General features: G+C 71.8%; 12 protein-coding genes. 9 read left to right on the plus strand and 3 right to left on the minus strand.

Annotated features, from left to right (window positions below; all coding sequences use genetic code 11):
- Positions 1-66: 66 nt before the first annotated feature.
- On the minus strand, positions 67-1422 hold the full coding sequence (locus RM479_RS12170; RefSeq protein WP_311511815.1) for a hypothetical protein: 1356 nt from the start codon (positions 1420-1422) through the stop codon (positions 67-69).
- 252 nt (positions 1423-1674) lie between these two features.
- Positions 1675-1935, minus strand: coding sequence for a putative acetyltransferase (locus RM479_RS12175; RefSeq protein ID WP_311511816.1), 261 nt, complete (start codon positions 1933-1935; stop codon positions 1675-1677).
- A gap of 187 nt (positions 1936-2122) precedes the next feature.
- On the opposite strand from RM479_RS12175, the gene fdxA reads away from it, so the two are divergent.
- Positions 2123-2443: a ferredoxin gene (fdxA, locus tag RM479_RS12180; protein ID WP_274808745.1), complete on the plus strand. Its 321-nt coding sequence runs from the start codon at positions 2123-2125 to the stop codon at positions 2441-2443.
- Positions 2444-2597: 154 nt separating this feature from the next.
- The gene (dapC, locus tag RM479_RS12185) at positions 2598-3707 is read left to right on the plus strand and encodes a succinyldiaminopimelate transaminase (protein WP_311511817.1); all 1110 of its coding nucleotides are present in this window, start codon (positions 2598-2600) and stop codon (positions 3705-3707) included.
- A gap of 48 nt (positions 3708-3755) precedes the next feature.
- Here dapC and RM479_RS12190 read toward each other — a convergent pair whose 3' ends face one another.
- Entirely contained in the window at positions 3756-4625 is an 870-nt protein-coding gene (locus RM479_RS12190) for a hypothetical protein (protein WP_311511818.1), read from the minus strand.
- Between the two features lie 177 nt (positions 4626-4802).
- Between RM479_RS12190 and RM479_RS12195 the strand changes: the two genes are divergently transcribed.
- From RM479_RS12195 to RM479_RS12225, 7 genes are all read left to right on the plus strand, one after another.
- Complete coding sequence (locus RM479_RS12195; RefSeq protein WP_274808742.1) at positions 4803-5639, plus strand: 2,3,4,5-tetrahydropyridine-2,6-dicarboxylate N-succinyltransferase; 837 nt, start codon at positions 4803-4805, stop codon at positions 5637-5639.
- A 334-nt stretch (positions 5640-5973) separates the two neighbouring features.
- Positions 5974-7038: a succinyl-diaminopimelate desuccinylase gene (gene dapE, locus RM479_RS12200; protein ID WP_311511819.1), complete on the plus strand. Its 1065-nt coding sequence runs from the start codon at positions 5974-5976 to the stop codon at positions 7036-7038.
- Between the two features lie 101 nt (positions 7039-7139).
- Complete coding sequence (locus tag RM479_RS12205) at positions 7140-7940, plus strand: LOG family protein (RefSeq protein WP_311511820.1); 801 nt, start codon at positions 7140-7142, stop codon at positions 7938-7940.
- Between the two features lie 58 nt (positions 7941-7998).
- Entirely contained in the window at positions 7999-8532 is a 534-nt protein-coding gene (locus tag RM479_RS12210) for a hypothetical protein (RefSeq protein ID WP_311511821.1), read from the plus strand.
- Between the two features lie 163 nt (positions 8533-8695).
- Positions 8696-9307 carry a hypothetical protein gene (locus RM479_RS12215; protein WP_311511822.1) on the plus strand — a complete coding sequence of 204 codons (612 nt, stop codon included), beginning with the start codon at positions 8696-8698 and terminating at the stop codon, positions 9305-9307.
- Between the two features lie 381 nt (positions 9308-9688).
- Positions 9689-9856 (plus strand): DUF3117 domain-containing protein, encoded by a 168-nt coding sequence (locus tag RM479_RS12220; RefSeq protein WP_274808738.1) that lies wholly within the window; start codon positions 9689-9691, stop codon positions 9854-9856.
- 94 nt (positions 9857-9950) lie between these two features.
- The gene (locus RM479_RS12225; RefSeq protein ID WP_311511823.1) at positions 9951-11438 is read left to right on the plus strand and encodes a leucyl aminopeptidase; all 1488 of its coding nucleotides are present in this window, start codon (positions 9951-9953) and stop codon (positions 11436-11438) included.
- The last annotated feature ends 60 nt before the right edge of the window (positions 11439-11498 follow it).

Below are 11498 nucleotides of genomic sequence, written 5' to 3' on the forward strand. Positions count from 1 at the left end.
GTTCTCCGCGCTCCAGGTTAGGCCCTGTCGGGGGCCGCTCCGCAGCGGGTGCCGCTCAGCGGGGGGTCACACGACCGCTCGCGGCGCCACCGCGGACTTGTGCAGGCAGGCCAGCGCGAACGCCCGTCCCGCCCCGGTCAGTTCGCGGTGCCCGTCGCCGTCGTCCTCGGTGAGCAGACCCAGCGCGTCCAGCAGCCAGCTCACCGCCATCACCATCGCCCGCACCTGGTCGGAGGCGGCCTCGGCGGTACGCCGGTGGGCGGCGGCGTGCCGTCCCGCCGGCCCCTGCGGTTCGGGCGGCGCCCACCCGGAATCGGTGAGCAGCCGCTCGGCCGTGATCATGTCGGACTCTCCGCGCCGGGAGTGCGAACCGCTGCCCTGCGGGGTACGCGACAACAGCATGCCCAGCAGCGTCTCGGCGGCGGCCTGCTCCAGCCCGCCGGTGCGGCACAACGTCTCGGTGGCCGCCCGCCACATCTCCTCGGGGTCCTCCCGCAGCTGCCGTCCCCGCCTGGTCAGCACCAGCCGACGGCCGGCGCGGCGCACCGCCCGCATCCCCCGCATCATCTGGTGCAGGGCGATGAGCTGGGTGGCGTCGGTCTCGCTGCGCGGCGGCTCGGGGGAGGTGTGCCACCCGAAGTCCTCGCACATCGCCCTCACCACCACGGGTGAGATGTAGCCGATCTGGGTGAGCGCGATCCCGTCCTCCGCCAGGTCCAGCAGCCGCTGCAACGGCGCCATGGCGGCGTCGGCGGTGCGCGGCACGTCGGCGCCCGCGATGATCCTCCCCACCAACGGCAACAGGTGCCGGCGGTGCGGGTGGGCGGGTGAGGACAGCCAGGCCCGTACCCGCTCCTCGCGGATCCGGTCCAGGTGGCTCAGCCCGCGGTCGTCGGGGCGGGTGAGGAAGGACCGGGTGAACCGTTCCTGGGCGTGTCGCCAACCGTGTTTGCCCGGCCGCACATCTCCGAGGGAGATCGCCAGCTCCAACGCGGAGGCGGTCTCCTGCCGCGCCTGGATCTCGGCGTCGCCGACCACGGTGCCCCAGGTCAGTTCGGGCAGGTCCGGCGGCTCCACCCCGGACTCCCACATGAGGCGCTCGTACATCGCCAGCCCGGCGTTGTGGTCCTTCTCGTGGACCGACAGCAGGTGCGTGGTCGCCGGGGCCGAGCAAATCTGCGCGTACCGGTACAGCTGGAGCAGCGAGAACAGGTTGCCCAGCGCGCGCAGCGCGGTCGACCGGTCGCCCTGGGAGAAGCGGGCCGGCAGTTCGAACCAGCAGAACCGCTGGACGGCGTGCTGGTTGAGGCCCTCCAGGTCGTTGCCGGGCGCCAAGGTGTCCAGGGCCTGGCGGGCCATCTCCGCCGCCCGCCCGTCGCGTCGGGCCAGTTCGGCCAGCGCGGACGCTACTGCTTCACCCATGGACGGCGCCGACCTCCCCGATATCCCCGTGGCTCCTGGCGCCCGCGGATCCGTACGGGGGGTGCCGTCGGGGGCGCGGTACTTCGCGGTGCTGCGTGCTCCTCGGCGGCAGGGGGGCGGCCGTCGGGACTGAGCCTGTCCTACCCCGGTGGAGCGGAAGAATGCCTGCGTCCCGGACGTGATGTGCACGTCCGTACACTCGGCGCACACCGTGAACCCGCGGCGTGCGGCACGGTGCCCGCCGCACGGTCGTCAGAGGGGCCGTGGCGGGGTCCCGCCCCGACGCGGGGGAACGTCGGGGACGACACGGCTGGCGACGATGGACGACTCCGTCACCCGAGCCTCCCGCCCGTCGCGGCGACGCACGGCGAGAACGCCTTCGTCCCATGACTCCAGCACTCCGACGATATCGGTGAAGCCCCCCTCGGGGAGGTGGATTCGGATGGAGACCCGGCCGCCGACGTCCTCCCGGGTGATCCGATGGACCAGACGGCCCGCCATACGTCCTGCCATGTGCAACGCGCCCCCCGATTGTGCGCGGACTCCTCTTCGCCGCCATACTAGGAGTACGACATCTGTGCCAATCGTTGCAGAGGCCGGGAGCAGGGTCATCGGCGCCCGCACGCCGGACCCGGTTCACCTCTCTGTGAGGTCCCCGCCTCCCCCGTGGGAACGCGGGGGTGAGATCAAGGAGTACGACGTGACCTACGTCATCGCGCAGCCCTGTGTTGATGTGATGGACAAGGCGTGCATCGACGAGTGCCCCGTGGACTGCATCTACGAGGGCGAGCGCAGCCTGTATATCCACCCGGACGAGTGCGTTGACTGCGGTGCGTGCGAGCCCGTCTGCCCGGTGGAGGCCATCTACTACGAGGACGACCTCCCGGAGCAGTGGTCGGACTTCTACAAGGCCAACGTCGACTTCTTCGACGACCTGGGCTCTCCCGGCGGCGCCTCCAAGGTCGGCAAGATCGACCGAGACCACCCGCTCATCGCGAAGCTGCCGCCGCAGGCGGAGTAACGCCCCGACCCCTGGCGATCGCGCACCGGCGCGCCTCCGTGGCGCAGAGGGCGCTCCGACGTGCCGTCGCACACCGATCGCGCCGATTCCCCGACCCCGGGGGGTCGGCGCGATCGGTGTGCGGTCCCCTTCCCGACGACCCGATGGAGACACCATGACCCCGCGGCGGCCCGTGACGGATCGGCTCCCCACCTTCCCGTGGGATCGGCTGACCCCGTACAAGAAGATCGCCGCGGACCATCCCGGTGGCATCGTCGACCTGTCCGTCGGAACCCCCGTGGACCCGGTCCCCGCGACCCTGCGCGCCGCCCTGGCCGACGCGGCCGACAGTCCGGGTTACCCGCTGACCTGGGGAACCCCCGCCCTGCGCGCCTCGATCAGGGGCTGGCTGGAGCGCCGTCACGGGGTGAGCGTCCCGGAGGAGGGCGTCCTGCCCACCGTCGGTTCCAAGGAACTCGTGGCCTGGCTGCCCACCCTGCTCGGCCTGGGGCCCGGCGACACCGTGGTCCACCCCGAACTCGCCTACCCCACCTACGACATCGGTGCCCGCGTCGCCGGGGCCGTCCCGGTGGCCTCCGACGGCCTGACCGCCCTGGGCCCCGCCCCGGTGCGGCTGCTGTGGGTGAACTCGCCGAGCAATCCGACCGGCCGGGTCCTGGGCGTCCCGCACCTGCGCAAGGTCGTCGCCTGGGCCCGTGAGCGCGGTGCGATCGTCGCCTCCGACGAGTGCTACCTCGACCTGGGCTGGGAGGGCGCCGAACCGGTGTCGATCCTGCACCCGGACGTGTGCGACGGCTCCCATGAGGGGCTGCTCGCGGTGCACTCCCTGTCCAAGCGCTCCAACCTGGCCGGCTACCGGGCCGCGTTCGTCGCCGGCGACACCGCCCTCGTCCAGGAGTTGCTCGCGGTGCGCAAACACGCGGGCATGATCGTGCCCGCCCCGGTCCAGGCCGCCATGGGCGCCGCCCTGGACGACGACGCGCACGCCGCCGAGCAGAAGGAGCGCTACCGCGCCCGCCGGGACCGCCTGCGCGCCGCCTTCACCGACGCCGGATGGCGGATCGAGCACTCCGAGGCCGGCCTGTACCTGTGGGTCTCCCACCCCGACCACGACGCCTGGGGCGCGGTGGAGCACCTGGCCGCACGCGGCGTCCTCGTCGCCCCGGGGGAGTTCTACGGGCCGACCGGCGGCGGCAACGTGCGGGTGGCCTTCACCGCCACCGACGAACGGATCGAGGCGGCGGTCGCCCGCCTGGCCGCCTGAGCGCACCGCCCGCGCCGTGCCGCCGGCCCCGGCGGCACGGTCCCGAGCTCAGCCCAGGACGAGCAGACCCCCGGTGTCGGAGTCGGAGGTGGTCCACTCCGCGCCGTCCTCGGTGCCGTCCGAGGCCCGCCACGTCCGGCCCTCGTAGGAGACCGAGGTCAGTCCGTACTCCTCGGAGTGGGCGACCGCCCACAGGGCCATCGCCCACCCCAGGTCGCCGGTGCGCGGGTCCTCCACGGTGGTCGACTCCGACGGGTCGACCCCGAACACCCGCGTCATCTCCTGCTCGGCGCCGTCCGTGTCGGGCTCACCCGCGGTGAGCGAGGCCAGGGTCTCCCGGTCGTACCAGCAGGTCAGCCCGGGACCCCGGGTCCCGGTGAAGACCTCGTTCATCCGCTGTGACAGGTTCTCGTGCTGGTCGTAGGCGTAACCGTCGGCACTGCGCTGGACCGCCTGGGCGGCCTCGAACACGGGCTTGTCCCGCCACCCCTCGACCTCCACCAGCGCCTCGTAGAAGGCGCGGCTCGCGTAGACGGGGTCGAGGATCTCCTCGGGTTCGCCCCACTCCTGCGACGGGCGCTGCTGGAACAGCCCCAGGGAGTCCCGGTCGCCGTACTCCAGGTTGTGGAACGCCGTCTCCTGCCACACCGTGGCGTAGGCCACGGTCACGGCCTCCGGCGGCAGGTCCAGGCTGAAGGCCACACCGCCGACGGTCGTCGCGCTCACCGCCTGTGCGAGCTCCATGGAGTACTTCCCGTCGGACAGGTCCAGACGGCACTTCGTCTCGGGCTCGGGTTCGGTCTTCAGCGGCTCCACCGTGGTCAGCACGTAGTAGCCCCCGGCGACGAGGACACCGCACACGAGGAACAACGCGAAGAGGATCTTGACGAAGGCTGAGAATCTACGACGCTTTGGCAACGGACGACCATCGGTTAGGGGACGGTGGGAGGCGCCATACCGGAGAGGCAGGGCCGTGCGGAGCTTCGGGCGCATTGTAGTCAACGTCGTGCCGGACGCGGACGGTCACCGACGCACCGGAAGGATCCGGGGTGGCCGGGTCCGGGAGATCGGCGCGGAACCGTTAACGTGAAGGACATGACCAGCTCCTACTCCAGCCCGCTGCCCGACCGGATCGACGAACTCTGGGAGCGGCGCTCCGAACTCACCCCGGGTCACACCGAGGCGCGCGAGATCATCACCGGCGCCATCGACCGCATCGACGAGGGCAAGGCCCGGGTGGCCTTCGTCGACCCCGCCACCGACGAGGTCGTGGTCGACGAGCGCGCCAAGCGCTCCATCCTGCTCGGCTTCAAGGTCCTGGACATGAAGAAGTCACAGGTCGGCGACTTCTACCACCATGACCGCATGCCGCTGAAGAGCCGTTTCGAGGGCGTCCGCGTCGTCCCGGGAGCCATCGCCCGCTGGGGCTCCTTCCTGGCCCCCGGCGTCGTGCTCATGCCGTCCTTCACCAACATCGGCGCCTACGTCGACTCCGGCACCATGGTCGACACCTGGGCCACCGTCGGCTCCTGCGCGCAGATCGGCAAGAACGTCCACCTGTCCGGTGGCGTGGGCGTCGGAGGCGTGCTGGAACCGCCGCAGGCCTCCCCGGTGATCATCGAGGACGACGCGTTCCTCGGCTCCCGCAGCATGGTCGTCGAGGGCGCCCGGGTGCGCACCGGCGCCAAGCTCGGCGCGGGCACCATCCTCACGTCCTCCACGCGGGTGTTCGACGCGGAGACCGGCGAGGAGCTCGCGCGCGGCGAGGCCCCGGCGTGGTCGGTGTGCGTCACCGCCAACCGCGTCAAGAGCTTCCCCGGCGGCGACTTCGGCATGCCCGTGCTGCTCGTCCTCAAGCGGCTCGCCGAGGGCCAGGAGCACGACAAGCTCGCCCTCAACGACCTGCTCCGCGAGCACGGCGTCAACGCCTGATCCGCGGCCCGTCCGCTCCGGGGCGCCCTCCCGCGCGGGAGGGCGCCCCGTCGCGTTCCGGTCAGGGCGTTTCCGGCGGATGCCGTCGTTCGGTTCGGCGCTCGCGCCGAGTGACACCAGCGGCCTCCGGGCGATCTCTCGCAGGACGACGAGCGCGGATCGGCCCGGGGTCGACCGTCCGAGCGGGGGCGGCCCGAGGAGAGGCGGCCCGGCGACCGCGGGGCGGAACGATCCGTCCGACACGCCCTAGGGTGGTGTGCGATGGTGCGCGCCCCGGTCGGTGCCGCGCGCATCTGCACACCACGCCCGACCCACGGAAGACGGGGACGCCCTCATGCTCGACCTGACCTCGGACGTCGCGGACCTCACCGCCGCCCTCGTGGACATCCGCTCGGAGAGCGGCACCGAGAAGGTCCTCGCCGACGGGATCGAACACGCGCTGTCGGCCCTGCCCCACCTCACCGTCACCCGTGACGGTGACGCGATCGTCGCCCGCACCCACCTGGGCCGCGCCCGTCGCGTCGTCATCGCCGGGCACATCGACACCGTGCCCATCGTCGACAACGTCCCCTCGTACGTGAACGGCGATCGCCTCTACGGTTGCGGCACCTCCGACATGAAGGCCGGCGTCGCCGTCCAGCTCAAGCTGGCCGCCCTGGTCCACGCCCCCGTGCACGACGTCACCTACGTCTTCTACGACAACGAGGAGGTCGACGCCGAGCGCAACGGCCTGCTGCGCCTGGCCCGCAACCGTCCCGAGTGGCTCACCGGGGATTTCGCCATCCTCATGGAGCCCACCGACGGCGTCATCGAGGGCGGCTGCCAGGGCACCATGCGCGTCGAGGTGGTCGCCAGGGGCGAGCGCGCCCACAGCGCCCGCTCGTGGATGGGCGTCAACGCCATCCACGGCGCCGGGGCGATCCTGGACGTCCTGCGCTCCTACACCCCGCGTGAACCGGTGGTGGAGGGGCTGCGCTTCCACGAGGGCCTGAACGCCGTGTTCATCGAGGGCGGCGTGGCCGGCAACGTCATCCCCGACGAGTGCGTCGTCAAGGTCAACTACCGGTTCGCCCCCGACCTGTCGGTCGCCGACGCGGAGGCCCACCTGCGTGAGGTCTTCGAGGGGTTCGAGGTGCGCCCGGTCGACGCCGCGGCCCCCGCCCGCCCGGGCCTGGACGACCCCTCGGCCGCCGCGTTCGTCGAGGCCGTGGGGGAGGGGAGGGCCCGGGCCAAGCTGGGGTGGACCGACGTGTCGCGCTTCTCCGAGCTGGGCGTCCCCGCCGTCAACTACGGCCCCGGCGACCCGACGCTCGCCCACACCCGCGACGAGCACGCCGAGATCCCCCGCATCCGCGAGGCGGAGGAGCGCATGATCGCCTGGCTCACCGGGGCCCGCTGACCTGCGGTGGTCGGACCGGATCCGGAAATGGTCGTTCACGGCCACCGCCGGTCCACGTCGGATTCAGGTGTGAGACGGCTCCACACGGATAACGTTCTCTCATGACGGAAGAAGCACATGGGAAAGAGCAGGTGAGGAACGCCGGTCCGCTCACCTACCGGGGCGAGTCGATCCCGGGGACCACCACCGACCAGCGCCTGTTGGACCGGCGCGGCCCCACCGACTGGGTCCACACCGATCCGTGGCGGGTGCTGCGCATCCAATCGGAGTTCGTCGAGGGCTTCGGCCTCCTCTCCGAGCTGCCCTCGGCGGTGAGCGTGTTCGGGTCGGCGCGCATCAAACCCGGCACCCGTTACTACGAGCTGGGCGTCGAGGTGGGCGCCAAACTGGCGGAGGCCGGTTACGCCACCATCACCGGGGGCGGCCCCGGGATGATGGAGGCCGTCAACAAGGGCGCCAAGGAGGCGGGCGGACTGTCCGTCGGGCTGGGCATCGAGCTGCCCTTCGAGCAGAGCCTCAACCCCTACATCGACATGGGGATGACGTTCCGCTACTTCTTCGTGCGCAAGACCATGTTCGTCAAGTACTCGCAGGCGTTCGTGGTGCTGCCGGGCGGGTTCGGCACCCTGGACGAGCTGTTCGAGGCGGCCACGCTCGTGCAGACCAACAAGGTGACCCGGTTCCCGGTCGTGTTGGTCGGCTCGGAGTTCTGGGCCGGAATGGAGCGGTGGGTCCGCGAGAGCCTGCTGGAGAACGAGCTGATCAAGCCGCACGACATGGACCTGGTGCGGGTGGTCGACGACCCGGCCGAGGTCGTGGAGACCATCAAGAAGGCGCACATCGACATCGCCAGGAAGCAGAACGAGAGGGAGCGCGCCGAGTCGGCCGGTCCCGAGCAGTGACCTCGTGCCCGGTCGCCCGCGCTCTCGCCGGGCGGCCGGGTATGGCACGATCGGACCCGTGCCTTATCTCATTCTGGTCCTGGTCGCCGCAGCCGCCCTGGCCGTGCTCGTCGGCGTCGTCTACGTCGTGCTCGGCAAGGGCGGCCGGCTCGCCCGGTTCGAGGCCGACTACCCCCCGCTGGATCTGCCCGAGGAACGCCCGGTGAAGGCGACCGAACTGGGCCGTCTGCTGCTGCCCCTGGCCATGTGGGGCTATCACGTGCGCGCCGTGGACGAGTTGCTGCTGCGGCTCACCGCCACCCTGCGCGAACGCGAGGCGCGTATCGAGGACCTGGAGTGGCGCTTGTCGCGCCTGGACCCGTCCTACGTCCCCGAGGGGACCGGGCCCACCCCCGGTTCGCACCTGCCCGGTGACGCCTACGCGCCCGAGGCGGAGTGGAACGACACCCGGGACGAGGGTGACGGCGAGGGCGGTGCCGACGGGACGGGCGACGAGGTCGGCGTCGCGGCCCGACCGCCCGCCTCGGGAGGATCCGCCCAGGGCGACACCCGGCCGACGGACCTCCCCTCCGAGGGCGCCTCCGCGTCCTGACCCCGGGCTCCGCCCCGGCGCGTCATCGGTATGTCGTGCATCACACCGCCGGCGTCCTTCTGGTGAGGATCCGCCGCGTTCGTGTGCTCTATCCTCGGTCGCTGTACTCGCGTACCCCCGCTCCACCCCTGGGGCGGGCGCATTCGTTGTGAGGATGTCGAGGATGGACGCAGCAGCCGAACTGGAGTCGGGAGCCGAGGACCGGGGCGGCGCGGCCGTCCCGGCGACCTCCGCCGTCCCCGTGCAGCAGCTGTCCCTGTGGCCGCCGCCCCGCTCCGTCCAGGGCAGTGCCCGCCGTCGCCGTCAGCTCACCGGACTGCTCGTCGGTACGGCGGCCGTCCTGCTCATCGCGGGCGGCACCGCCGCCGCGTGGGTGCTGATCGGCGACGACACGAAGGAGGCGCCGGACACCACCGTTCCGGCCGAGGCCTTCGTCGGATCGTGGGCGGGCGAGATGACCCAGGTCGACACCGATGGCGGCCACGTCGCCGACTGGCACGCCGAGGTCCGGATCGAAGAGGGCGCCGAACAGGGCAGCACCGCCTGGACGACCTTCACCTGCTCGGGGACGCTCCGGCTGACCGCGGCCGACAACGACCGCCGGGTCTACACCTACACCGAGACCGCCGATCCCGAGGAACGCTGTGTCGACGAGGCCGAACTGATCGTGTGGCCCGACGGCGACACCGGTCTGAAGGCGGAATGGTCCTCCGTCACCCGGGAGGGCACCCGGATGACCTCCACCGGGCTGTTCGTCGACACCGGCAGGACGTGACGCCGCAGGTGGGCATCGTCGCCGGGCCGCGGAGCGTTATCGGGAAGAGAGGAGCGTCCGGGGTTCGAGCGCCCGGAGAGGGGGAGGAGAACGTTCGGTCTCCCGTGCTCTCCACGGAGTTTCGGCCGGTACCGATATAACCTTACTGACGGACGATTCCTCGTCGACTGGTGTGCGAGGCGACCTCGGGCGCCGTGGTACGTCGCACACACGGGGGCGAACCTCCGAGATAATGGTCTAAGCGTGATTCACGCCCCTTAAGTCACACGGGCGCGAGTCGCACGGAACCGGCCCACGGTTTCGAGGCCGAGACTGCCCCAACGGATCGGCGTCGGTGCTGTGGCCCGGCCACCCGCGAGGAACACGAGAAAGGGGAATGGCATGGCGGCAATGAAGCCGAGGACCAGTGACGGCCCGTTGGAGGTCACCAAGGAGGGTCGCGGCATCATCATGCGGGTTCCGCTCGAAGGCGGGGGACGCCTGGTCGTCGAGTTGACCCCGGCCGAGGCCACCGAGCTTCGGGAAGCGCTCCAGGGCGTCGTCGGCTGACACCGGCACCACCGTCCCCCACCCCGGGCCGGATGAGCCCCGACACCCCCGAGGTGGTCACACCTCCCAACGAGTGAACGATTGTGAGCGATCTGTGCCCTTCGCCACGGAGATCAACCCCATCACCGGGACCCTCGACGAGACCACCGCGGACCTCCTGGTCCTCCCCGTGCGGACGGGGGACGACGGGCCGGCGGTGGTCGAGGGGGTCGCGGCGAGCGGCCTGAACCGGGCCCTCCCGGCCCCGCTCACCGATCTGTTCACGCATTACTCGCTCACCGGCAAGGCCGGTGAGGCGGTCTGGTTCCCGGTGTCCCGGGAACAGGGTCTGGTCAGGCTGGCCCTTCTGGGGGTCGGTTCGGGTTCTCCCGACGACCTCCGGAAGGCCGGCGCCGCCCTGTCCCGGGCCGCCCGGGGCCGCGAGCGCGTCGCGTTCGCCTGGCCCGCGGACATCGCCGGCGACGACGCCGCCACGGCCTTCGCCGAGGGCGTCCTCCTGGCCTCCTACACCTTCACGATGAAGACCACCGAGCCGGCCGCCGACCAGCGGCCCGCCCCCGTGGTCGACGTCGTCGGCGCGGCCCCGGCCGACGCCCTCACCCGGGGTGCGGTCCTGGCCGAGGCCACCGCTCTGGCCCGGGACCTCATCAACACCCCCTCGCTCACCAAGGACCCGTCCTGGATGGCCGAGCGCGCCCGCGAGGTCGCCGCCCGGTCCGGGCTCGCCGTCAAGGTCTGGGACGAGAAGGACCTGGAGAACGAGGGCTTCGGCGCCATCCTGGCCGTCGGCCAGGGCTCCTCCCGGCCCCCGCGCCTGGTGCAGGTCTCCTACACCCCCGAGAACCCGACCTCGCACATCGTGCTGGTGGGCAAGGGCATCACCTTCGACACCGGCGGCCTCTCGCTCAAGCCCACCGACAACATGGCGCTCATGAAGACCGACATGAGCGGTTCGGCGATCGTCCTGGGCGTGCTGTCCGCGCTGGCCGCCGTGTCCGCCCCGGTCCGGGTCACCGGCCTGCTCGCCCTGGCCGAGAACGCCTTCTCCGGCGACGCCACCCGGATCGGCGACGTCCTCACCACCTACTCCGGTACGACCGTCGAGGTGCTCAACACCGACGCCGAGGGCCGCCTCGTCCTGGCCGACGCCCTCGGATACGCCGTCGCCGAACTCGACGCCGACGTCCTGGTGGACGTCGCCACGCTCACCGGCGCCGCCAAGGTCGCCCTGGGCACCGGCATCGGTGCGCTGTACAGCACCGACGACGCCCTCGCCGAGGACCTCCTGGCGGCCGGCACCGCGGCCGGCGAACCGCTGTGGCGGATGCCCCTCACCGAGGAGTACGTCGAGACCACGGGGTCCCGCGTCGCCGACCTGGCCAACATCGGCACCCGTAAGGAGTTCGGGCCGGCCGGGGCCACCGACGCCGCCCTGTTCCTGCGCGCCTTCACCGGCGATCTGCCCTGGGCCCACCTGGACATCGCCGGACCGGGCCGCTCCACGAAGGAGAGCGGCATCCTCACCAAGGGCGGGACCGCCTTCGCCACCCGGACGCTGCTGCGCTGGCTCGCCGACGCCTGACCCCGACCCCGCGCACGACGAAGGGCCCACCGCCGAACCGGCGGTGGGCCCTTCGTCGTG

The sequence above is a fragment of the Nocardiopsis lambiniae genome (genome assembly GCF_031845465.1).
GTDB classification, from domain to species: Bacteria; Actinomycetota; Actinomycetes; order Streptosporangiales; family Streptosporangiaceae; genus Nocardiopsis; species Nocardiopsis lambiniae.